The organism is Mycolicibacterium sp. SMGY-1XX (genome assembly GCF_059132455.1).
In genome coordinates, this window is the sequence record NZ_CP101139.1 from 4,150,050 (window position 1) to 4,172,541 (window position 22,492).

A 22,492-nucleotide genomic window follows, 5' to 3' on the forward strand; every position below is an offset into this window, starting at 1 on the left:
GCGGTTCCGGCACCCCAGGTTACGGCCGAGCTCTTGGTGCACCGCACGAGGACCCACTGTGCCTCGCGGCGGGTATCACTCCGTGCGAGCCTTCGCGTCGCTGCGGATGGTGAACTACGTCGGCGGGCCGTACCGCGCAGGAGTCGGCGCGCCCGGTGTGCGTGTTTGGCTCGCGGCGCGCCGGCGCCTCGAACCCTACGCTGGTGTAAGCCTTGTCCGGGACGCGGGCCGGGTCCTTGTAGATGGACCATGTACACACCGGGTCTTGCCCCTGGATCGGCGGATCGATCACCCGAAGTGGGAAGCCGAGTCGCGCAATCGGGGCACGTTGTTGCAGTTGGCAGCAATGCGCGCAGTACAGGCACACACCCGTGCGGTTCCAGGCCCAATCATGCCGTTCGGTGGTCACCGAACGTGCACCGGCCGCGTCCGCCGGGTGCGCTGCAGCAGGGCCGACCGGTTCCGGTGCGTAACTTCTACCACCCGATCCACAGGGGGCGAACGTGATCACCCACCGCGATTCCTCCTCGACGACGGAGAATGCGCCGTCCCGACGTGGACCGGTGAGATGTCCGCGTGTCGCCTCGAAGATGTCGAGCACCAATCGTTCCACCGCCTGCGCCCAGGACAGATTGGCGGGGTGGTACACCCGCGCGGAGCGCTCGTACATTCCCGCGAGCAGGATGTCCCACAGCTCGCCGATGAACGCCTCCCCCATGGCGGCCGCCGCGACGTCGAGGAGCCCGCAGATGGTGTCACAGGCGCGGTCGTGATGGTGCTGCCAGGTGCCGCGCGCCTCGTCGAGGAGACTACGTGCCAGGGAGCCGTCGCCGTTGTGGCATGCGTCGGCGAACGCCTCGATGAGGCTTTGATAGGTTGACCAACCCGTATCGAGGTCGTGATCGCCGATGGTCGAGACGAGCTGGCTCATCGAACGGCTCAGCAGATTTTGATCAATACCGTTGTCCAACAGCACCTGCGGAATCTGATCAAGCCATAACGCGTACAGTTCATAGGCTTCCGATGCCTCTTGGACCGTGATCGCTCCGTAGTCTCTGGCGCGGGAGAAGTCGGCCGAGTCCAGCGCGGCGAAGGCCAGTTCATAGCTCGACTGCCCCTGCTCCAGCCAGGGGTCGCTGCGGACCAGGTGTCCCAGTAGGTTGTTGTAAGTCAGTGCCTGCGACAAGCTCTCACGTCCGCTCGAAGTAGCGGCGTTGCTCCCAATCAGTCACCGACTGGGTGAGGAAGGCGTTCATCTCGCCCTGTCCGACCGTGAGCAGATGGTTGTGCACCTCGGCACCGAAAGCACGCTTGGCAGAATCGCTGTCACCGAACAGTGCCAGCGCCTCGGGCAGCGAGGTGGGCAGCTGCGGCAGGTCGCGGCGGGCGTAGCCATCGCCGTCAACCAGGTCGGGGAACGGGCGGTGCGCCTCGATACCGTTGACACCCGCCGCGACGGCTGCCGCGATGGCGACGTAGGGATTGACGTCGGCGCCGGGGATGCGGTTCTCCACCCGACGCATCGGCCCCTCGCCGATGACCCGGAACGACATCGTGCGATTGTCGTTGCCGCACGCGACGGTGGTGGGCGCAAACGAGTTCGGTTGAAAACGCCGGTAAGAGTTGAGGTTCGGCGCATAGAGCAGGCACAGTTCGCGGGCGTCGGCCACCAGCCCGGCGACGAACCCGTCGAACAGCGGACTGTCGCCCAACGCAGTGGCACCGTCGCTGGACCACAGGCTGGTGTGGATGTGGCAGGAGCTGCCCACGTCGGCGCCGTCCCATTTGGCCATGAACGTGGCCGACTTGCCCATCCTGGTGGCGATGGTCTTGACGCCGAACTTGTAGATGAAATGGCGGTCGGCCATCTCGAGGGCGTCGGTGTGGGTCAGGTTGATCTCCTGCTGGCCGATGCCGTATTCGCATGACAGCGCCTCGATTTCGACGCCGGCAAGTTCCATCTGGTCCACCACCGCGTTGATGAACGGTTCGTTGTTCACCGCGGCCAGCGGATCATAGGCCGCCTTGAAACGCGAGGCCGGCGTCAGGCTCTTGTAGCCGGACTCCCAACTGTCCTCGTAGCTCTGCCCGAACAGGTAAAACTCCAGTTCCGAGGCGCACTGCACCGTGGCGCCGTGTACGGCCAGGCGGTCGAGTTGGCGCTTGAGGATCTGCCGGGGAGCGATCTCGAGGACCGTTCCGTCGGCCAGGATGGGATCGCAGATGACAAACGCGGTATCCGGGATCCACGGCAGCACCCGCAGCGTGTCGAGGTCGGGCCGCAAGAAGCAGTCGGGACCGCCGTTGCTCAGGCCACCGACGTGCTCGAGGTCGGGGTTGAGGTCCTGCTCGACGTCGAGCTGCCACACCATGAGCGGGATGCGGAACGACGAGGGATCGTCGACGTGATCGAGGAAGCGCCGGGCCGGGAAGTGCTCACCGAGAGGGCGGCCGATGTTGTCGGCGGCCACCATCAGCACCTTGGTGATCCTGCCGTCGTCCACCGCTTCGCGCAGCGCCGACAGCGACCACACCCCGCGCGGCCGGCGGTGGCCGTTGGTGCTGGGGGCACCGGTGGTCACCGAGGCATCGAATCGAACTGTCATGAGGTTCTCCTGGAATCGTCCTGAGGCGTCTCGGCGGCCGGCTGGGCCGTGATGTGCTTAAGGTCTATTTTATAGTGGTTTTGTGATCTGGGTCAAGGTTCGCTACTGGCTCAGGTGAGCGTCGTCGCGATGCGGCGCAGCAGTCGCATCGCCAGCAGGTACAGGGTGGGACTGCTCGGCCATTGGGAGATGACCTTCCCGGTGCGGTTCGCGCCGGCCCGGAAGTAGCTCTCCGTGGTCGCCCACACCGTTTTCGCCAGCAGGTTCTGCGCCCAGTCGTTGTAGATGTAGAACGCCGACCGGCGCACCTCGATCCGCCGCTTGCCTTCGCGGGCAGCGCGGGCGATCAGGCCGGCCGAGAATCTCGCTTGCGCTTCGTAGAACGCCACCAGCGGAACGACATTGGTGTTCGGGCCGAACATGATGAAGAAGTTCGGGAAGCCGGGCACCATGGTGCCGAGAAAGGCTTCGGCTCCGTCGGCCCACCGCTCGTGCAGGTCGACGCCGTTCTCCCCCGACACCTTGTAGGTGCTCAGGTACTGATGGGCCTGGAATCCGGTGGCGAGCACGATCATGTCGAGCTGGTGTTCTTCGCCGTCCGCATCCACCGCGCCGCGGGCCGACAGCCCCTTCACCGCGTGCGGCACCAGCCTGACCTTCGGGCTCTTCAGCGCCCGATAGTAGGTGTCGCTGATGACGGTCCGGCGGCCCTCCATCGGGAAGTCGGGAGTCAGAAGTTCGAGCAGCTCCGGGCGATCGGACATCTCCTGGTGCAGATAGGCCAGTGCAGCAGCCCGGCGTTTCCTGTTGAGCGCTTTGTCGGGCCGGGCATGCCGGGCCTGGTGCTGGCGCACGTCGTAGTCGACGTACAGCTTGACCCTGCGGTAGGCGTACACCGGCCACAGCCGGTTGAGCCTGCGCTCCAGTGGGCTGAAGTCGCGGGCTTCCTTGGGCAGCATCCAGTTGGGCTCGATCTGGAACACGGTGACGGCGGAGGCCACCTTCTCGGCCTCGGTGACGATCTGGACGGCCGAGGAACCCGTTCCGAGCACCCCGACCGATTTGCCCGCCATGTCCAGCCCGTCGCGCCACTCCGAGGTGTGGCACACCGGCCCGGTGAAATCGTGTTCCTCCCGGACGAAGGGCGGTTTGGCGGGTGTGTTGAGGAAACCGACAGCGCTCATGACCGCCGTGAAGCGACCGTGGTCGGCCTGCGAAGCAGTCCTCACGGTGTAGTCCTGGCGTTCGTCAGACCAGCTCACCTGCTCGACCTGCTCGTTGAAGCGCATGTGCGGCAACAGGTCCCACTTCTGCGCGACGTACTGCAGATAGGTCAACAATTCCCGCCAGCCGGCATGGGTGCGAGTCCAGTCGTACCGCTCGAAGGAGAACGAGTAGATGTGTGATTCGAGGTCCACTTCGGCACCCGGGTAGGTGTTGTGCCGCCAGGTCCCGCCCAGTCCCGCTGAGCGTTCGAAGATCACGAAGTCGTCGATTCCCTGTCTCTTGAGGGCGACCGCCGCGGCGATGCCGCTGAATCCGGCACCGATGATGGCCACGCGTGGCCGATAAGCCCCGTCTGTGTTCATTGAGATCACCTTCTGTTCGACTATTTGAGTTGGGCGGACCAGCCACCGTCGACCACGAGTTCGGTGGCGGTGATGAAGGCGGCATCGTCGGAGAGCAGGAATGCCGCGGCGCCGGCCACGTCGGCCGGCATGCCGAGTCGCCCCAGCGGTGTGCGCCGCTCCATGTCGGTGCGGCGCTCGGGCGAGCGCTGATAGATCGGCTCGATCATCGGGGTGAGAATTGCGCCGGGGCACAGCGCGTTACACCGGATGCCCTCCCCTGCCAGCCGCAGCGCCAGGGCGCGCGTCAGCGACACCACTGCGGCCTTGCTGACCTGATAAGCATCCAGCGGAGAGTCCATACCGCGCAGGCCGGCCACACTGGCGACGTTGACGATGCTCTTGCCACTGCCCCGGCGCAGATGTGGCAGTGCCCCGACGGTGAGCCGCCGCAGCCCGTGCAGGTTGACCCCCAGGGTGTGGTCCCAGACCACCTCGTCCTCGTGATCGACGATGGAGCCGTCCCGGTCGAACATCGCCAGCCCCGCCGCGTTGACCAGGTGGTCCAGCCCGCCGTCGCCCACCTCGGCGAACACCTGCTCGAATCCCTCCCCCGCGTCGAGCAGGTTCAACGGCACATACGTCACGCCGTCCGGGAGGCTCTGTGCGGGAACTGGATTGACGTCGGTGGCGATGACACGGACACCATCACCGTGGAGACGGCTGGTGATGGCGCCACCGATACCTCCGTTGGCGCCGGTGACCACCGCGGTGCGGGTCATCAGCGGGGCTCCAGAGCATCCGAGAGACGCGCACCCGCGTAGGTCATCGCGTCGGTGGCGGTGGGGAAAATCTCGTCGAGCCCGAAGAAACCGTGGATCATCCCCGGGTATTCGCGGGTGTCGAGGTCGACGCCCGCGGCCTCCAACGCCTGCGCCAGCAGCACCCCTTGCGGTTTGATGGGGTCGCATTCGGCGAGGATGACGGTGGTGGGTGGCAAACCGTGGTGGACGGCGTTCAGAATGGACGCCCGCGGGTCGGCGGCGTCGTCTGGGGTCCGGAAGTAGTTGCGCTGGTGCCATTTCAGTTCGTCGCGCTCGAGCATCACGCCCTCGTAGGCGTCATCGAAGCCGATCGAAAGGTCGCTGGTGGCGCTCGGGTAGATCAGCAACTGGTGGCGCAGCGGGGGGTCGATGGCGCTGTCACGCGCGGCGAGGGCCACCGCGCCGGCCAGATTGCCGCCGGCACTGTCGCCGGCCACCGCCACCCGGGTCAGGTCGATTCCCAGCGCTTGCAGGTCCGCGGTGTCGCTGCGCGCCCAGTGCAGGGCGTCGATCGCGTCGTACACGGCAGTGGGGAAACGATATTCGGGCCCGCGGCGGTAGTCCACCGAGAGCACCGCTGACCGGGACGACAGCGCCAGTGACCGGGTGGTGGTGTCGTGGGAGTCGATGCTGCCCAGCAGCCAGCCGCCACCGTGGTAGTAGAGGGTCAGCGGGAGATCGCCGGACTCGACGGGCAGGTACACCCGACCGCGGATCTTGTCGCCGTCGCGGGTGGGGATCAGCACGTCGACGGCGCGCGCGACGTCGGGCTTGGCCAGGGCTCCGAATGTCGCCTCGAAGTTGGCGCGGGCGGTCTCGACCGGCAGCAGGTGGGCGTTGGGCCGGCCCGAGGCGCGGGCGTCGTCGAGCATTTTCTGGGCTGTCGGATCGATGGGCATCGAATCTCCTTCTGTCGGGCCGCAGTACGGTCAGGTGGTGGCGAAGCCGCCGTCGACGCGCAGGTCGGAGCCGGTGACGAAGCTCGCCTGGTCGCTGAGCAGGAACGCGACGGCCTCGGCGATCTCGGCCGGCTGCGACCACCGGTTCACGACGGTGCGGGCCGCCAGTTGCGGCGGCAGGGTGGTGGTGTCGCCGTGCTCGGCGGCCATGGGTGTCGCGACGAAACCGGGGGCGATGCTGTTGACCCGGATGTTCTGGCCCAGGGCTCTGGCGGCGGTTTTCGTCAGCATCGCCAGCGCGGCTTTGGAGGCGGCGTACTGCGGGTTCGGGTCGGGGTTGGTCAGCGCGATCACCCGGGTGGCCTCCATCGACGTGATGTTCACGATCGCGGCGGGAGCGGCCAGCAGGTCGGCGCAGCTGTCGATCACGGTGTAGGCGCCGATCAGGTTGACGTCGAGGACCCTGTGCCAGTCCCCCGCGCCGACACCCCGGAACCCGGTGTGCGCGGGCACCCCGGCGCAGTTCACCACATAGTGCAGGTTGCCCTCCGGAAACACCTGCTGCAGTGCGCTTTTCAGGGCAGCGGCGTCGCGGACATCGACGGCGCGGCCGACCAGCAGATCGTCTGCGCGGCGGTGATGCGGCGCGGTGAGGTCCAGTGCCAGCGTGCGGATACCGGCGTCGGCGAGCAGGGTCGCGGTGGCCGCGCCGATGCCGGACGCCGCGCCTGTGACCACCGCGGAGGTACCGGCGAACGTCAGCGCGTGTGTTCTCATGACGGCCCGTAGGTGGCCGTGTGGGTGTCGAGGGCGGCCTCGAAGCATTCGCGGGGGGCCCGGATGATCCCGGCGCCGATCTGGCCGCCATCGCGCCCGGCCAGGCCCACGTCCATCACCGGTGAGATGCCGGTGGCCAGCACCTTGCGGGCGTCGATGCCGGTGGGGGTGCCTTCGAAGGCGAACAGTGGAATGCGGTAGGAAGTGTTGGTGCCGTGGGTGATCCGGTACATCTCGCGGTTGCGTTCGATCATCACCTCGGGTGAGCCACCCTGGTAGTCCTGCAGGGACAGCGCGCAGGCCTGCGCGAAACCGCCCAGTCCGACGGTTTCGGTGATCGGCGATTCGCCGCCCATCCAGGTGATCTCGTCTTCGGTGTGCCCGTCGAAGAGCTTGCCCTCGTGCACCGGCGGGGGTCCCTCGAACCAGGTGTCGCCGAGGCCTGCGAGCTTGATGGCGAAGCCCCGGCAGCTGAAGGCCATGGCGGAGACCAGCGTGGAACCCGGGACAGCCATGGCGTCGGCAGAGGCCTTTGCGGCGGCCATCGACAGCCGCAGGAAGAAGTAGTCGTTCTCGGCCAGGTGCAGCATGGTCTCGCGCACGCCGGGAATGCCGTCGGTCACCATGTCGAGGATGGCGGGCAGGATCTCCCGGTTGAACAGCACCGAGGCGGCGGCGTTGCGGCTGTGCACCTCGTCGCCCATGCGCAGGGCGCGCGCGATCAGCGGTTTGAGTGCAATTCCGCCGCGGCGGCGGATGGCCTCGCCCACCACCGGCGCCAGCACCGTGTTGACGTACAGGAGCCGCTCGTGCACCCCGGCGTCGTAGCAGCCGTAGTTGAGGCGGCGCGGTTCTTTGCCCTCGTAGAAGTTGCAGAACCCGACGTTGCCGTGGGTCCGGTTCTCCACCACGAAGACCGGCATCGAGGCGGTGTAGATGCCGGCCAGCGAACCGACCGCGGCGTAGTCGTGACAGCTGCCGATCTCGATGCTGCCGTCGGCGAACCCGGCGATGGCCTCCTGGCGGGTCGATGCCAGGCCCTCGAACAGGGCCCCGCCGATCAGCGCTTCGCGTTGGCCTCCGGTGTAGTTCTGCCACGGCATCGGCGCACCGGAGGTCAACACCAGGTTGGGCCGGTACCCGGGCAGCACATCGCCGGCGGTGGCGACGTCCACCACCCAGGGGTCGGCGGCGTCGAGACGCCGGAAGGCTTCGTCATTGGCCTGCTCGACGCTCATCTGACCGGCGGCCGGCTGTGTTGCGGTCACCATGCGACGGTCCCCCCGTCCACCAGCAGGGTCTGCGCGGTGATGTACGACGCGCGCGGCGACAGCAGGAATTCCACCGCGTCGGCGACCTCTTCGGGTTCGCCGATGCGCTTGAGCATGGCGTGTGCCGCGCTGGCTTCCTCGCCGCCGGAGACCCGGGCCATCGAGGCACTCATGGGCGCGCGGATGACTCCGGGTGCGACGTTGTTGACACGAATACCGCGGGGGGCCAGCTCTTCGGCGAGATAGCGAGTGTAGGCGGCGATCCCGGCTTTGGTGGCGCCGTAGACGGACGCGCCCCGGAACCGGCCGAAGTGACCGGTGAGTGAGCCGACGTTGACGATCGCGCTGCCCTCGCCCAGCAGCGGGGCAACGGCGTTGGTGACGCGCGCCGTGCCCGCGATGTTGACCTGGAACATGAGTTCGAGCTTGGACTCGTCCAGTTCACCGAGGAAGGAATCGCGCAGTACACCAGCACAATTGACGAGACCGGACACCGTCTCGCCTTCGGCGACGGCTTCGCTGACTGCGCGCTGCACACTGCCGGGGTCGGTGATGTCCATCGCCACTTCGGGGATGTCGGCGCGTTCGGGGTCGCCGCTGCGCAGGGCTGCGGGCAGGTCGGCGGCCACCGGGCGGTACCCGCTGCGAGCCAGCCGCCGGCATATTGCCCGCCCGATGACACCGGCTCCGCCGGTGACGATGACCAAGGTGTTCAACCTCTTCATCCCTTCTGGAGATGTCGATCGCTTGTCGGTCCAGCATGCGACTTAAACACTTAAAGGTCAAGTCTTTAGTTCTTTAAGATGTAAGTGGGGGTTCAGAGATGCAGTGGACTATTGACTGGTTCAAATGCACTTAGAAGCTGCTTGATCGGCTAATCTGAGACCACACCGAAAGGAAGTCGGCCGATGACACTGGAGCAGCTCGAGCTCAGCCGGGTACGGCAGATCCCTGCACATGAGCTGGTGGTCGATCAGATCCGGCGCGCCCTCGAGTTGGGCAGATTCAAGCCCGGTGACAAGCTGCCCACCGAACGCGACCTCTCGGAGATGCTGGACGTCTCGCGCACCGTGGTCCGTGCCGCCATGACCATCCTCGACCGTGAAGGCCTGGTGTCGGTGAAGCGCGGCCGCAACGGCGGGGTCACCGTGCTGGCCCCCCCGCACGACGAGGCCGCGGCGCGGCGGGCGATGCGCGACAACCGGGTGACCCTTCGCAACGCCTTCGACTACCGGGTGATCGTGGAGTCGGGTGCGGCCCGGCTGGCGGCCGAGCGCCGACGCGCCACCGATGTCACCCAGCTACGCAAACTGTTGGCCGCCATGGACGCTCACATCGCCCGGGCACTGTCCGACACCAACACCCCCCACCTCATCACCGAGTGGCAGTCGCTGGATTCAGCGTTCCACCTCAAGATCGCCGAATCCTGCCGCAACGAGTACCTGTTCGATGCCGTGGCCAACGCCCGCCGCGCCATGTGGCTGCCCGTCGGGGCGATCTTCCACCACGTCGAGCCCAACGCCAACGACTTCCACGACGCCATCGTCGACGCGATCGAGGCCAAGGACCCGGAACTGGCGTCGTCGAAGATGACCGAACACATCAACACCACCCGCCAGACGGTGGAGTCCTGGCTGCGCCAGCGCTGACGGTGGGAGGTGGCGGTACCGCCGCCACCTCCCACCGCCCTCACTCCCGGATCAGATCGCCGTCGGCAGCCGAGGCGCTCTCCACGGGAAGCTCCGCGTCGTCGAAGACGGTGCGGCCGATGCGGCTGTAGAGGTCGGGCCGCACCCGCCGCAGGTAGGTCGCCGTCGCCAGTGAGCCGACGAGAAGACCGATGACGATCCACGGAATGGACTTGAAGAACAGCGATTCCGAAGCAGCACCAGCCGCCACGGCCATGTTCGACGCCATCAGATAGATCACGAACCCCATCCCCACACCGCCGATGAGGGGACACACCAGGGTGCGCCACACGCCGGCCGTCTCGGGGTGCTGTTTCTGGACGTGGAAGTAGGTGATCACCGAGATCGAGCACATCACCTGCACGACGAGGAGGCACAGGGTGGCCAGAATGGCCACCAGGGTGAACAGGATGAGATAGGGATCCGACTTCGTGAGCACCGCGACCAGGATGAGCAGCACGGTGAACAGCGACTGTGTCCACGACGCGATCCACGGGGAGCCGTGCCGCGGATGGGCCTGACCGAGACGATTCCACAGCAGACCATCCCGGCCGAAGGCGAACAGGTACCGGGCGGCAGAGTTGTGGATCGCCAGCGCGCACGCGAACGTGCCCGCCAGTACCAGCAGCTCGAACGCGGTCACCGCCCACGGCCCCACGTACTCACGAGCCGGGGTGTAGAGCAACTCGAACGGACTGGCGCTCGAAGCCAGCGTCACGGCTTGCTGTGGACCGTTGGCGCTGATCACCGCCCACGCGACAAAGGTGTAGAAGACCCCGATCCCGATGACCGCGATCATCGTGGCGCGCGGAACAATCCGTTTCGGATCCTTGGATTCCTCGCCGTAGATCGCGGTGGCCTCGAACCCGACCCAGCACCAGAACGCCATCAGCAGGCCGAGGCCGACCGCCCCGCCGGCCACGCCGTTGGTGTGCACCGCGGCCACCGGGTTCAGCGAACTCCAGGCGATGCCCGGTCCCTGGATCAAGCCGGCGACCGAGGTGAGGGTGAGGATCCCGATCTCGGCGATCAGCGCGACGCCCAGCACCTTCGCCGCCACCGAGATGTCGCGGTGTGACAGGGCGCCGATGGCTGCCACCGCCACCAGGGCATACACCCACCAGGGCGCGTCCACCGCGAGGTAGGTCGACGCGGCCTGCTGGGCGAAGGTGGCGAAGAGCCCGATCACGCCGGCTTCCATGATCATGTAGACGAACATCGACATCACCCCCGCCGCCAGGCCCGGCGTCCTGGACCAGCCCCGCGCGACGAAGGTGTAGAACGCACCGGCAGCGGTGATGTGCCGGGCCAGTGCCACGAACCCGACGCTGAAGATGGTCAGCACCACGGTGGCGATGATGAAGCCGGCCGGGGCTCCGGCACCGTTGCCGAATCCGACCGCGACGGGCAGGTTGGCGGTCATCGCCGAGATGGGCGCCGAGAAGGCGACCACCATGAACACGACGCCGGCGAGACCGACGGCGCCTCGTTTGAGATGTGCGGGGCTTTCGGCCGCCTGGGGCACCAGCCCGCTCGGCCCTGTCTGGTCAGCGTTCACGTCGAATCCCTTCCTGCTGTTTGATGTTCGAGACAATGCCCAAATGGACTAAAGAAGTAATTAGTAGACCATAAATGTGACCTGGCGCATACCGTGTCGGCAAAAGAACCATTGACTAGACCTTAAAGCGGTGGATATGCTCGCTGGGCCCGCGGTACAGCGCGGGTCCACCTTTCGAAGAAGGGGTGTCATGACCCAACCGCGACAGCCCGTAGTGGCCGTCACCATGGATTTCGACGTGTTGCGCCGTTACCACCACTGGCGGGCGATGCTGGCGGGTATCGTCGCCGCCGGAGCAGCCCCGCTGACCATCGACTGCCGTTACCCGCGAACAGATCTCGACCAACTGATCGGCATGGCCGACGGACTCGTCCTGCTCGGCGGATCCGACGTCAACCCCGAGTTGTACGGCGGCGACAGCGCCGACCCACTCATCGAGGCCGGCCCCCGCGCCCTGGACGACAACGAGATCACCGCACTGAACATCGCGCTCCAGGCCGGCACCCCGGTCCTGGCGATCTGCCGCGGGGCACAACTGACCAATGTGGCACTCGGCGGAACACTGATCGCCGACTTGGCCCGCGACTGCCGGACGACGCTGGCCCACCGGGTCTCCGAGGAGGCACTCGACCTGCCCGCCCATTCGGTTCACGTCGAACCGGGCACCCGGCTGGCAGAGTGGTTGGGTGCAGACGGGCGCGTCGAGGTCAACAGCCAACATCATCAGGGGTTCCTGACGTTGGCACCCGATGCACGTGCCACCGCGACCGCCGACGACGGACTGGTGGAGGCGTTCGAGATCGCCTCCGCCAACCTGGTGGCGGTCCAATGGCACCCGGAGATCCTGTGGCTCAACGACTCTCGATCCGAAAACCTGCTGCGAAACTTCGTCAACTGCTGCGCCGAGCGCTCCTCGGCCGTCAGCGCGTGCTGCTAACCAGGAGGACAACCCATGACCGGCCTCGACGTCGCACTGAGCCCACTGAGATTTCTCGACCGATCGGCATCGGTGTTCCCCGACAAGATCGCCGTCATCGACGGCGACCGCCGCCTCACCTACGCACAGCTGGCGGCGCACGTCACCCGGCTGGCCCACGCCATCCGGACCTCGGGGGTGGCGCCCGGCGGACGCGTGGCGTATCTGGCCTCCAACACCGCGGAGATGTTGGCAGCCCATTTTGCGGTCCCGCTGGCCGGCACCGTGCTGGTGGCCATCAACACCCGTCTCGCGGCGCCGGAAGTCCAGTACATCTGCGACCACTCCGGAGCCGAGCTGCTGTTCGCCGACGGGGCCCACCTGCAGCGCATCGGACTGCACGAGACCGACCTGGCCACGGTGCGGGAGATCGTCGAACTCCCCGACGAGCACGGCGACGATGCCGGCCTGTGGCCGGCCACCACCTACGCCGACCTGCTGAACCGCGGCGCCGACGATCCCCTGCGGTGGGAGGTCGACGACGAAGACAGCACCATCTCGATCAACTACACCTCGGGCACCACCGGCCGACCCAAAGGTGTGATGTACACCCACCGCGGCGCCTACCTCAACGCGCTCAACCAAGTGGTGCACAACGGCTTCACCGCCGAGTCGCGCTACATGTGGACGCTGCCGATGTTCCACTGCAACGGGTGGTGTCATCCCTGGGCAGTCACCGCGGTAGCCGCCACCCATGTGTGCCTGCGCGCGGTGCGCGGTGACGCGATGTGGCGCTTGATCGACGAACTGGCGGTGACCCACTTCAGCGGAGCCCCCACCGTGCTGACCACGCTCACCAATGCGCCCGAAGCGCACGAGCTGGCCCACCCCGTCACCATCACCACCGCGGGTGCCCCACCGAGCCCGGCCACCATCGGGGCCGTCCGCGGGCTGGGCGCCACGGTGACACACGTCTACGGCCTCACCGAAACCTATGGACCGTACGCGATCTGCGAGGTGCAGCCCGGCTGGGAGCAACTGCCCCGCGACGAGTTCGCAACACGACTGGCCCGCCAGGGCGTCGGCATGCTCTGCTCCGACGACATGCGCGTCGTCCGGCCGGCGGCCGAAAACGGCACCGGGCCGCTTGTCGACGTGCGCGCGGACGGATCCGAGATGGGTGAGATCGTCATGCGCGGCAACATCGTGATGAAGGGCTACTACCTGGAGCCGGAGCAGACCCGGAAGGCGTTTGCCGGCGGCTGGTTTCACTCCGGCGACCTCGGCGTGCGGCATGCCGACGGCTACGTCCAGCTGTTCGACCGGGCCAAGGACGTCATCATCTCCGGTGGTGAGAACATCTCCTCCGTCGAAGTGGAACAGGCGGTGATGTCCCATGCCGCGGTGGTCGAGGTCGCCGTCGTCGGGGTTCCCGACGACACATGGGGTGAGCGCCCGAAGGCCTTCGTCGTGACCGCCCCACAGGCCCAGGTCAGCGCCGAGGACATCGTCGCGCACGTGAAAACACGACTGGCGGCGTACAAAGCCCCGCGGGACATCGCATTCGTGGCCGAACTCCCGAAGACGTCCACCGGCAAGACTCTCAAGACCGAACTGCGCGCTGCCGAATGGGCGCAGACCTCCAGTCTGATCCGCGGCTGAGCCCCGCCCCTTCCGTAATTCCCCGAGCAAAGGAAATCTCCATGGCCGAGTACACCAACCGCCGGATGCTGCTGACCCAGCGTCCCGTGTGGACCCTCAGCAAATCCGATTTCACCGTCGACGAACAGCGCACTCCCGCACCGACTTCCGGGCAAGTGCTGGTCAAGGTCCTCTGGCTGGCGTTCGACCCGGCGATGCGGGGCTGGATGAACGACGGCCCCTCCTATGCCCCACCGGTCCGGCTGGGGGCTGTCATGCGCGGCCACGCCATCGGGGAGGTGGTCGCCAGCGCCCATCCCGGTGTACCGGAGGGCACGCTGGTGCACGGCAACTTCGGCTGGCAGGAATACGCGCTGTGCCACTTCGCCGAGGGCACCGTCGGTGAGCTCGAACACATCCGAGGCGACGCGGGAGACCTGCCGGCGGCCCGCCGGATTCCCGACGGCCTGGCCCCCACCGCGGTCCTCGGCGTGCTGGGCACCACCGGGCTGACCGCATACTTCGGCATGCTGGAGCTGGGCCGGCCCAAACCCGGTGACGTGGTGCTCATCTCGGGCGCCGCCGGGGCGACGGGTTCGGTGGCCGGGCAGCTCGCCAAGCTTGCCGGTGCCACCACCATCGGCATCGCCGGAGGCCCCGAGAAGACCCGGTGGCTCACCGAGGTCGCCGGCTTCGACGCGACCATCGACTACAAGTCCCAAGACATCAAGCAGAGTATCGCCGAGCTGGCCCCGAACGGGGTGAACCTGTTCTACGACAACGTCGCCGGGCAGGTCCTCGAGGCCGGCATCAGCAACATCGCCCAGCGCGGCACCGTCGTCCTGTGCGGAGGGATCTCCAGCGGATACTCCGACGAAGCCACCGCCTACGGGCCGACCAACCTGTCGACCATCACCGTGCGCAGCGCCAAGATGCTCGGCTTCATCGTCACCGATTTCCTGGACCAGTTCGACGACGCGGCCGCCCGCCTCGCCACGTGGATCCGCGACGGCGCCCTGGTGTGGGCCGACGACCTCCAGAAGGGCGATCTCGAAGATACCGTGGACGTCCTGAACCGGCTGTTCGACGGCAAGAACTTCGGCAAGCAGCTGCTGCAGATCGCCGAGCCGTCGCACTGCACTGCATAGACCTCACCGGTCGACGGGCCGTGCTCGGCGGGTGATCACGCTGTGCTACCGGCCTCCTCCCGGGGGCACTCGGACTACTACCCACGGTCCTCGAAGAGATCTACTTCAGGCGAGGTGTTCTCCACCGGGACCAAGGCGTGGACCGGCTCGCTGCTGCGCCCGGCAGCCATGCTGTCGGCGCCGACACCCGAACAGCCCCAGTCACCTGTTATTTGAAATAGGTTCCCGGACAGGCTGTTTGACGGACCCGACCTCCTGCGCTACCGACTCAGGGCCAGTGCGACGAACCGCTCCGCGATGAGCCGGTGGGTGGCGGCATCGGGGTGCAGGTTGTCGGGCAGCGGATGCGTCGCTGCGTCACCGGGTCCGTAGAGATCGAGACCGTCGACGTAGGACAGGTGTGGATCCTCGGCCCGACGCCGTGTCATGATCTGGGTGAGCTGTTCGCGGATGCTGCGCAGCGTGAGGCGACGGAGTCCCGGGTTCGGTACCACGGCGTCGGCGGGGTCGCCCAGCGCGACGAAGCGCACCACGCCCGCCGCCAGTGCCTCGACGTCGAAACTGCCCGGCCCCGGAGTGGATTCGTGGATCGGGCAGTGCAGTGGCCCGATGACGACCAGCGGTGTGGTCGGGTGCCCGTCGCGGATGCTGTCGAGGAACCCGTGCACGGCGGGGCCGAACGCCCGCTGGCGCATCAGGTCCGAGTTCACCAGGTTGATGCCGATCTTCACGCTGATCAGGTCGGCAGGGTGATCGCGAATCGCCCTGGCCACAAATGGGTCCAGCATGGAACTGCCCGAGAAACCGAGGTTCACCAGGTCAAGGCCGGCCCCGGCGGCCGACAATGCGGGCCAGGTGGTACTGGGGGTTTCCGCGTTGGAGCCTTGGCTGATCGAACTGCCGTGGTGGACCCAGACGGGCCGGGCCGCCGGTGCGGGCGTGATCGGCGCGTCGGTGCGCAACGCCACCAGTTCCGTTCGTTCGTAATGCGGCAGCCAGATCTCGACTGTCTTGTCCCCCGGCGCCAGCCCGTCGAAGCGCAGGGTCGCCACCTCGCCCGGCTCCACCTCGGTCGCGCCCGTCGACGGGTCGATACGCACCAGGTCGCCGCCGAACACCGTCGCGTGCTGAACCTGTTGACCGTCGATCAGCAGATCCACGGCGCCGTCGGCACGCGGCGGTACGCCCACCAGCACCACGCGTGTCCGCAATATGTCGAGTTCGATCACGGTCGCGGCGGTGCGCATCACCAGGCGTACACCGGAGGGCTGCGTTTCGGCACTCAACAGTTGCGGGTCGTCGCATCGCGCCCGAGCGGCACGCGGCAGGCGGTGCGGAAGCAGGCCACGGCCGGTGTCCTCGAGGTCCGCGAGTCCGCGGAGCAGCTCGATGGTGATGGAATGCGAAATCATGCCGAGACTCCTCGAGGTCGTAGTGACACGCTACGGGTCCCCCGACGCGGGCTGAACAGGGTCCCTGAGCTGCCCTTATCGTGGGATTCGCACTTGACACCCACTGACATTTCCTCACCGTCGTGTCCGAGTTCGGAGCGCTCGGCCGCGTCCTTCAAGGGCTTGTCACGAACGAGCCAGCCACCGCCTTGCCGCTGAGTCGAGACTGCGTAGGCGGTTTCGTCACGTGACTGAGGCCCACCCCCGCGCTACTCCAAGATACGTGCCGGCTACGAACCGCTGTGACGGCCCTGCGGCCGCCGCTGCCTGTGCCGTCGACCGAAAACAACTCTGCCACAGGGGAACTGATACTTTCTGACCGGTCGCTCTTACCAAAAACGGTCATCGTCATGCACCGCACGGTAACGCCGGTTCGGCGGATTTGTCGGTGCTCGCACCACTGTAGAGGAAGGTGAAGCAGGGGGAATGCGCCGAGACAGCGTTGCGTTACACCCCGTGATCTCGATCCTGATCTTAGGATAGGTCTGTCCACGGGGTTTGCGGGCCATCGCAGTGACCGGAGATACCACGTAGCAACGAGTAGAGGACTGAACATGGCATTGAATCGTCTGGGTCGTCGCATTGCGGCAGCGGCGGGCGGTGTCGCCGTCATAACAATGATCGGCCTGACCGCGTCGTGCAGCAGCGAGAGCGACGCCCCCGAAGAGTCGACCACCACGACCACCACCACAACCACGACGACCACGGAGGCACCGCTGAGCCCCACCGAGAAGGCGCCCAACCCCAACGCCCCCAATGACCCCTTCACTCCCCCGGTGGTGGCGCCTCAGCCGACCTTGGACACCGGCCGCGACGATTACGGCAGCTAGGCGTCACTGTCGATGAACGGGGCGGGTCCGAACACCATGCGGACCCGCCCTCAGTTCTTACCGGGACCATGAGAAGAACAGCGACCGTTCGCTCACTGACTGCCTTCCTTCTTGTCGGCGCGGTGCTGGTCGGCCTCGGCCTCTCCGTCACCGAGCCCCCCGCCGATGACAAGCTCATCGAAGGCCCTTACGCATCGCTGTTGGGTGCGTCGACTGATCTCGGGCCGGCGCGTGAGCAGAGCATCGAGTTCACCGCAAGCCTCACCGACCGGTCGCGCCCCACGGCGCTGATCGACTGGGCCCGGGACCAGTCGCTGTCGGTCGAGTGGCGACCCGGCGACGACTGGGTGCTCGTCGAAGGATCACCCGATTCCGTCGAGCGGGCATTCGACGTCTCCGTGCGTGACTACCGGGGAAGGATGGGCCAACTCTTCTACGCCTCACCGCACCAGCCTGCGGTGCCCGAGCACCTGCGCGCCGAAGTTTCTGAAATGGGTCGGATCCTCAGTTACACGCCCCATCACATGTCGCTACCCGACCACCTCCCGCTCAATATCCCCGACCGGGGCCTCACCCCCGACGCGCTGCTGACCACCTACAACGCCGACGATCTGGCCAGGGCCGGCTTCACTGGCAAGGGAATCACCATCGTGATCTTCGCCTTCGACGGTTTCAGGCAATCCGATCTGGACACCTTCACCACCACGTTCGACCTACCGCAGTTCACCCCGGAGGTCGTCGGCGGATCGCCCGGTGAACCGCGCGGCGAGCTGTCGATGGACCTTCAAGTGGCACACGCCATTGCACCCGATGCCCGCAAAGTCGTGGTCAATGCCCGCCCGACCGTCGAAGGTGGCGGCGGCTATCGCAAGATCGGCCAGATGCTCGAGGACACCGACCGCCAGTTCCCCGGCGCGGTGTGGAGTTTCTCGATCGGCTGGGGCTGCGACAAACTCATCACCGCCGCCGACCTGGCCCCGGTCAGGTCGGCGCTGCGCACCGCCCAGTCACACGGCACCACCGCCTACAACGCCAGTGGTGACCTCGCCGGCATGGAATGCCGTGGCGGACAGGACTGGTCGTCACCGCCCAGCGAACAGGACGTCGGCCTCGACTCGATCGCGTCGTTGCCCGAGATGACCAGCGTCGGAGGCACCACCTTGTCCACCGACGCGGACGGAAACTGGGTGTCTGAACAGACCTGGTTCGACGTCCCGCTGTCCCAGGGCACCGGTGGCGGTGTCTCGACGCTGTTCGAACTCCCGCCTTGGCAACGCACCGCCGCAGGCGCGGTACCACCCGAGCGCAACACCGGTAAGCGCATGACACCGGACGTCGCCGCGGTGGCCGACCCGTTCACCGGCGTGAAGTTCGTGCTCGACGGGCGGGTTGTCATCGGCGGCGGTACCTCACAGTCGGCGCCCATCTGGGCGGGTCTGACCGCGCTGATGAACCAGTATCTGCTGGAGAACAACGGAACCCTGATCGGCGATATCAATCCGCTGCTGTATCGCATCGCCGAGGGAGCGCCACGACCCGCCTACCGCGATGTGACGTTGGGAGGCAACGCCGTCGACAATGCCGGCCCGGGTTATGACCTGGTCACCGGGCTCGGTACCCCGGATGTCGACAATCTCGTTCGCAACCTGCAGGTCGCCCAGAAAGTGCAGGCCTGATGAGCGCCCCCGGCATGGTGGAATGCCCGGTGTGCGAGGTCGACGTTCCCGCAGGCCAATACTGCGGGCTCTGCGGAATGCCGCTGGCTGAACACCGCAGCGGAGACGGCCCACACTGGCTGCGGGCGCGTGCCTTCAGTGCCGCACCCGGACAGCGACTGCTTGCGCCCGCACTGACCAGTTCGCTCTTCCCGCACCTGACGCCGCGCTCACGGACGGTGTTCCTGATGGGCATCGGACTGCTCGCGGCCGCCTTGGCCGTCGCCACGTTCCTGCGGATGCCCGCCGCACTGATCGCGGTCGCCTCACTCGGCCTGCCCTTGCTGTTCGGCTTGTACTTGCGCGAATCCGGTGTCTCTCACGATATCCCCCGCCGCACGCTGCCGTTGACGGCGGCGCTGGGAGTCATCTTGGGCGTCGGGTGGGCGCTACTGACCGGGGCCGCCATGGCCCGCGCCTATGGCGTCCCGCTGGGCGCAGGTATCGCCGGAGCACGGATCCTACGGGACGGGATCGGGGTGCCGTTGGGGAGCATGCTGCTCATGCTGGTTCCGGCTGTGGTGACCCGCTTGTCGTGGCAAGGCAAGCGGGAAGCGTTGGACGGCTACGCAATTGGTGCACTGGGCGCCGTGACGTTCACCGCGGCGGCCACCCTGACTCGGCTGGCACCCCAGTTCACCACCGGGATGATCAACCGGGCCCGTCCGCTGGACGGGCTGCTCGTCGAAGCCGGCGTCCGTGGAATCGCCATGCCACTGACCGCCGCGGCCGTCGGTGGTCTGATCGGCACGGCGTTGTGGTTCACCCGACCGCCGGCCAAGGCCAACCAGCACCGCAGCTTCGTCCGGGCCACCCTCGTCCTGATCGCGGTCGTGGTGACCGCCATCTACGCCGCGCTGGGCATGGTCGACGTCGTCCGGCTTCCCCAGTCGTTGCAGTTGGTACTGCATCTGACGTTGACCGGGATTGCGTTGTTCGCGCTCCGGGTCGGCCTGCACCTGGCACTGCTGCACGAGGCGAAGGACGACGTCCACACCGACGAGCCCATCCTGTGCATCGAGTGCAATCACGTTGTACCCGATGCACCGTTCTGCGCCAGGTGCGGCGCCGCCATGCGCGCGTGCTCACGGCAGTCCCGCCGGACCCGGCGCGATGATCGCCCAACCCGGCTCACCGAGGAACCGGCGAGCGGGGGGCTCGCCGGAGAGATCACCGTCGGGTTGCTGCCCGGCTACTCGACACAGTCCGGAACGTTCGAGGGAACCAAGCCGCCGACGACGTCGTTTCGCACGGTGGCGCTCGCGCTCGGGATCACCATCGTCGTGCTGGCCGGCGGGCTGGTCGGCCTGTCCGGACTGATCTCGCGTCCCGCGGCCAGATACATCTGTCCGCCAGATTGCGGAAGCCCGCCGATGAACCGTGCAGTGGAGATAAACCCTCGGTTCACCTCGGCCGACGGGGCGTTCTCGGTGTCCTACCCGGTCCAGGGGTCGGCCTACGAGGTCTCCCAACACGCCGACGGGGTCACTGCAGTGCTGCAAGCCGGTGACGGCGGCACCATGCAGTTGTTCAGCCGCCCCGCGGGCGGGCGCAGCGCGAAGGACATTGCCTTCGACCTGCTGAACGAAACCTACCCCGACACCAAGACCGCGTACGAGATCCCGAACACCATGGTCGGCTACCAGCACGGATACGGGTTGGCTGCCGATCTCTGGCCGCAGGGCGCTATGAGCAGTTCCACCCGGATGCGCATCATCGTGATGGTCGCCGTCAAGAACGACCTGGCCCTGATTGCGGGTGCGGTGGGTCCGTACCGCGCCTTCGGGCCGGACTTCGGTTCCGGCAAGCCGTCAGCTGCCAACCTTCAGCTCGCACTGGATATGGGTAAGTACGTCAACAGCTTCAACTGGCGCGGCGACCCGCCCCGCTGAGCGGTACCGCACCTTCCCGGCGGCGCGCAAAGTGCCCCGTGCACCGCCCTGATCTGCGACAACATGTCAGCCGCCGGGTTTCAGCCGGGTGGCAAGTCGGCCGTCATGTCGTCGTACAGCAGTGCCATCCGGTCGATGAACCACACTTTGCCCGCCATCTGGACCGCCACACCGAACGCGGTCAGCCACGGGTCGAAGACGACCAGCCCCCACACGATGAACGGCACGCCGACCACGCTGAGCCCACTCAGAACCAGCGGCGCCACCCGATGACGGACCGGGATTGGCATCGCGCCTCGGGCCGACCAGTACGTCTCGCCGAGCACCCCCCGTGATGCCCAGTGATTCAGCGACTTCGGCGGCGGGAAGGCCAGCGGATTCAGGAACGTCCAGAGCAGCACGGTGCCCACCGGGACCAAGCACCACCACCCGAGCCACTGCCGCGACCAGATCGCCGTGACCAGCACGATCGGGATCGGGATACGCGTGTACACGCTCCAGGGATTGGCGTGCCGCTGCCACGCGTTGCCTTGCAGGCGGAATACTCGCGCCAGCCTGGACTCGATGGTCACGACCATCTGTCTACTCCTCCCCGGGTCGGCTCTTGCGGCTAACCGGCCACCCTTTCTGACCTTCCGTTGCATTTGTGGCGTCTCAACGACTTCTGGGGTCCTGGCACAGTTTTTGACACAGCCCGAAGGCGAAAGTCCGCTGTTGCGCGGCAGGGTTCATGCTGATCTCGAAGCACCTGCCGCCCGGACGGTGTTGTGACTCAGACCGACTCGGATTCACCAGTCCCTGCCAGCGCTGGTCGCCAGAGTTGCGAACAGCAGCTGCTGACTTGTCGACGATGTTTTTCGACTGTCCTGCAACACCATTCAGCAGATCGGCGCCTGCCGATGCTCGAGTGCAATTTGATCCATACTGCCGGCCGAGCCAGCCACGGTGGTCTGGACGCTCTGAGGCTTCTCGAACCCCGCGACGCCTGATACTCGTCCTGGTCCGGAATCAAAGTCGACGGTCGGTCCGACAACTGCGCCGCCGACCAAGTAGGTCAGCCCTCTCCCGTCAGCGACCACGGTTTCGACGCCGCGGACCTGCACCAGGCCCGCGTCAGGATTCCCTGATGCTTTTGACTTTTCATCGGGGCAGTTCGATCTCTGATGGGATTCGCCGCGTTGGACCCATCTGCAGGCAGCGCCGCCCACCGCTCCTGGTTGGTGCAGGCGACGACCGGATAAGGGGACGGGCGAATGTTATGTGGACTCCGACATGAGCCGCATCTGATTTGCCGCTCGCGGTTGCGGGGACTGCCATCCAACGACGAGGACGCCCATGCTGCCCAGTGTCAGTATGGACGTGCTCACCTTGGTGATCGGCGACTGCATCGCCCTCGAGCACTTCCCTTGGCGGCATGCTTGCCGCCCACACTTGTTGCAGGCCATGGCTTCTGCTCAGAGCCGACACAGCATGGCGGGAGAAGGGGCGCACCGGAACGAGGTTGGCGGCCAGGACAGTGCTTTCCATGAGCGCGAAACCTCCGTCAACCGACCCAAATTGGTCAGAACCACCAACAGGTGGCGCAAGGAAGCGACAGGTGAAGACGACGTTCGCTGCGTCGCCGTGGTGGCAGAAGTGCCAGCAAAAATTAACGGCGGGAATCGATTTCCCGCGCCCGCATTCTCCGCTGACACGCCGGATTGAGAAT

The 22,492-nt window shown here is 66.6% G+C and carries 19 protein-coding genes; 8 read left to right on the plus strand and 11 right to left on the minus strand.

Going from position 1 to position 22,492, the window contains the following annotated elements; all coding sequences use genetic code 11:
* Positions 1–19: 19 nt before the first annotated feature.
* The 8 genes from NL241_RS20065 to NL241_RS20100 form a co-directional block, all read right to left on the minus strand.
* Positions 20–1,186: a hypothetical protein gene (locus NL241_RS20065; protein ID WP_494394835.1), complete on the minus strand. Its 1,167-nt coding sequence runs from the start codon at positions 1,184–1,186 to the stop codon at positions 20–22.
* Positions 1,187–1,190: 4 nt separating this feature from the next.
* Positions 1,191–2,606 carry a glutamine synthetase family protein gene (locus NL241_RS20070; protein ID WP_494394836.1) on the minus strand — a complete coding sequence of 472 codons (1,416 nt, stop codon included), beginning with the start codon at positions 2,604–2,606 and terminating at the stop codon, positions 1,191–1,193.
* Positions 2,607–2,716: 110 nt separating this feature from the next.
* Positions 2,717–4,195, minus strand: coding sequence for a flavin-containing monooxygenase (locus NL241_RS20075; RefSeq protein WP_487695264.1), 1,479 nt, complete (start codon positions 4,193–4,195; stop codon positions 2,717–2,719).
* 20 nt (positions 4,196–4,215) lie between these two features.
* Entirely contained in the window at positions 4,216–4,956 is a 741-nt protein-coding gene (locus NL241_RS20080) for an SDR family NAD(P)-dependent oxidoreductase (RefSeq protein WP_487695266.1), read from the minus strand.
* Positions 4,956–5,897, minus strand: coding sequence for an alpha/beta hydrolase (locus NL241_RS20085; RefSeq protein ID WP_494394837.1), 942 nt, complete (start codon positions 5,895–5,897; stop codon positions 4,956–4,958). Before NL241_RS20085 ends, NL241_RS20080 begins: the two co-directional genes overlap by 1 nt.
* Before the next feature lie 30 nt (positions 5,898–5,927).
* Entirely contained in the window at positions 5,928–6,674 is a 747-nt protein-coding gene (locus tag NL241_RS20090; protein WP_494394838.1) for an SDR family NAD(P)-dependent oxidoreductase, read from the minus strand.
* Complete coding sequence (locus tag NL241_RS20095; protein WP_487695271.1) at positions 6,671–7,942, minus strand: YlbE family protein; 1,272 nt, start codon at positions 7,940–7,942, stop codon at positions 6,671–6,673. Before NL241_RS20095 ends, NL241_RS20090 begins: the two co-directional genes overlap by 4 nt.
* Positions 7,939–8,661, minus strand: a complete 723-nt coding sequence (locus NL241_RS20100) for an SDR family NAD(P)-dependent oxidoreductase (RefSeq protein WP_494394839.1) — start codon at positions 8,659–8,661, stop codon at positions 7,939–7,941. The genes NL241_RS20095 and NL241_RS20100 overlap by 4 nt, the downstream gene beginning before the upstream one ends.
* Before the next feature lie 192 nt (positions 8,662–8,853).
* On the opposite strand from NL241_RS20100, the gene NL241_RS20105 reads away from it, so the two are divergent.
* A complete protein-coding gene (locus NL241_RS20105) occupies positions 8,854–9,594 on the plus strand; it encodes a FadR/GntR family transcriptional regulator (protein ID WP_487695275.1) in 741 nt (246 codons plus the stop codon).
* A gap of 40 nt (positions 9,595–9,634) precedes the next feature.
* Here NL241_RS20105 and NL241_RS20110 read toward each other — a convergent pair whose 3' ends face one another.
* Positions 9,635–11,191 (minus strand): APC family permease, encoded by a 1,557-nt coding sequence (locus tag NL241_RS20110; RefSeq protein ID WP_494394840.1) that lies wholly within the window; start codon positions 11,189–11,191, stop codon positions 9,635–9,637.
* A 190-nt stretch (positions 11,192–11,381) separates the two neighbouring features.
* Between NL241_RS20110 and NL241_RS20115 the strand changes: the two genes are divergently transcribed.
* Genes NL241_RS20115 through NL241_RS20125 form a run of 3 tightly spaced genes read left to right on the plus strand, consistent with a single transcriptional unit; the run spans position 11,382 to position 14,896 of the window.
* Positions 11,382–12,128: a gamma-glutamyl-gamma-aminobutyrate hydrolase family protein gene (locus NL241_RS20115; protein WP_487695278.1), complete on the plus strand. Its 747-nt coding sequence runs from the start codon at positions 11,382–11,384 to the stop codon at positions 12,126–12,128.
* A gap of 15 nt (positions 12,129–12,143) precedes the next feature.
* Positions 12,144–13,769: an AMP-binding protein gene (locus NL241_RS20120; protein ID WP_494394841.1), complete on the plus strand. Its 1,626-nt coding sequence runs from the start codon at positions 12,144–12,146 to the stop codon at positions 13,767–13,769.
* 41 nt (positions 13,770–13,810) lie between these two features.
* Positions 13,811–14,896, plus strand: a complete 1,086-nt coding sequence (locus tag NL241_RS20125; RefSeq protein WP_494394842.1) for an NADP-dependent oxidoreductase — start codon at positions 13,811–13,813, stop codon at positions 14,894–14,896.
* A 260-nt stretch (positions 14,897–15,156) separates the two neighbouring features.
* Here NL241_RS20125 and NL241_RS20130 read toward each other — a convergent pair whose 3' ends face one another.
* The gene (locus tag NL241_RS20130) at positions 15,157–16,308 is read right to left on the minus strand and encodes a GDSL-type esterase/lipase family protein (protein WP_494394843.1); all 1,152 of its coding nucleotides are present in this window, start codon (positions 16,306–16,308) and stop codon (positions 15,157–15,159) included.
* A gap of 593 nt (positions 16,309–16,901) precedes the next feature.
* Between NL241_RS20130 and NL241_RS20135 the strand changes: the two genes are divergently transcribed.
* The 3 genes from NL241_RS20135 (at position 16,902) to NL241_RS20145 (ending at position 20,784) form a co-directional block, all read left to right on the plus strand.
* Positions 16,902–17,177, plus strand: a complete 276-nt coding sequence (locus NL241_RS20135; RefSeq protein WP_487695283.1) for a hypothetical protein — start codon at positions 16,902–16,904, stop codon at positions 17,175–17,177.
* 68 nt (positions 17,178–17,245) lie between these two features.
* Complete coding sequence (locus NL241_RS20140) at positions 17,246–18,853, plus strand: S53 family peptidase (RefSeq protein ID WP_494394844.1); 1,608 nt, start codon at positions 17,246–17,248, stop codon at positions 18,851–18,853.
* On the plus strand, positions 18,853–20,784 hold the full coding sequence (locus NL241_RS20145; RefSeq protein ID WP_487695285.1) for a zinc ribbon domain-containing protein: 1,932 nt from the start codon (positions 18,853–18,855) through the stop codon (positions 20,782–20,784). The genes NL241_RS20140 and NL241_RS20145 overlap by 1 nt, the downstream gene beginning before the upstream one ends.
* 80 nt (positions 20,785–20,864) lie before the next feature.
* Here the strand turns inward: NL241_RS20145 and NL241_RS20150 are convergent, their stop codons facing one another.
* Positions 20,865–21,362, minus strand: a complete 498-nt coding sequence (locus tag NL241_RS20150; protein ID WP_494394845.1) for a DUF6653 family protein — start codon at positions 21,360–21,362, stop codon at positions 20,865–20,867.
* A gap of 775 nt (positions 21,363–22,137) precedes the next feature.
* Here NL241_RS20150 and NL241_RS20155 point away from each other — a divergent pair.
* A complete protein-coding gene (locus NL241_RS20155) occupies positions 22,138–22,488 on the plus strand; it encodes a hypothetical protein (RefSeq protein WP_494394846.1) in 351 nt (116 codons plus the stop codon).
* The last annotated feature ends 4 nt before the right edge of the window (positions 22,489–22,492 follow it).

Bases quoted from the DNA above. Each gene is read 5' to 3' on its own strand.
- NL241_RS20070 (WP_494394836.1), bottom strand. From the start codon at position 2,606: ATGACAGTTCGATTCGATGCCTCGGTGACCACCGGTGCCCCCAGCACC.
- NL241_RS20075 (WP_487695264.1), bottom strand. From the start codon at position 4,195: ATGAACACAGACGGGGCTTATCGGCCACGCGTGGCCATCATCGGTGCC.
- NL241_RS20080 (WP_487695266.1), bottom strand. From the start codon at position 4,956: ATGACCCGCACCGCGGTGGTCACCGGCGCCAACGGAGGTATCGGTGGC.
- NL241_RS20085 (WP_494394837.1), bottom strand. From the start codon at position 5,897: ATGCCCATCGATCCGACAGCCCAGAAAATGCTCGACGACGCCCGCGCC.
- NL241_RS20090 (WP_494394838.1), bottom strand. From the start codon at position 6,674: ATGAGAACACACGCGCTGACGTTCGCCGGTACCTCCGCGGTGGTCACA.
- NL241_RS20105 (WP_487695275.1), top strand. From the start codon at position 8,854: ATGACACTGGAGCAGCTCGAGCTCAGCCGGGTACGGCAGATCCCTGCA.
- NL241_RS20115 (WP_487695278.1), top strand. From the start codon at position 11,382: ATGACCCAACCGCGACAGCCCGTAGTGGCCGTCACCATGGATTTCGAC.
- NL241_RS20120 (WP_494394841.1), top strand. From the start codon at position 12,144: ATGACCGGCCTCGACGTCGCACTGAGCCCACTGAGATTTCTCGACCGA.
- NL241_RS20125 (WP_494394842.1), top strand. From the start codon at position 13,811: ATGGCCGAGTACACCAACCGCCGGATGCTGCTGACCCAGCGTCCCGTG.
- NL241_RS20130 (WP_494394843.1), bottom strand. From the start codon at position 16,308: ATGATTTCGCATTCCATCACCATCGAGCTGCTCCGCGGACTCGCGGAC.
- NL241_RS20135 (WP_487695283.1), top strand. From the start codon at position 16,902: ATGGCATTGAATCGTCTGGGTCGTCGCATTGCGGCAGCGGCGGGCGGT.
- NL241_RS20140 (WP_494394844.1), top strand. From the start codon at position 17,246: ATGAGAAGAACAGCGACCGTTCGCTCACTGACTGCCTTCCTTCTTGTC.
- NL241_RS20145 (WP_487695285.1), top strand. From the start codon at position 18,853: ATGAGCGCCCCCGGCATGGTGGAATGCCCGGTGTGCGAGGTCGACGTT.
- NL241_RS20150 (WP_494394845.1), bottom strand. From the start codon at position 21,362: ATGGTCGTGACCATCGAGTCCAGGCTGGCGCGAGTATTCCGCCTGCAA.
- NL241_RS20155 (WP_494394846.1), top strand. From the start codon at position 22,138: ATGGACGTGCTCACCTTGGTGATCGGCGACTGCATCGCCCTCGAGCAC.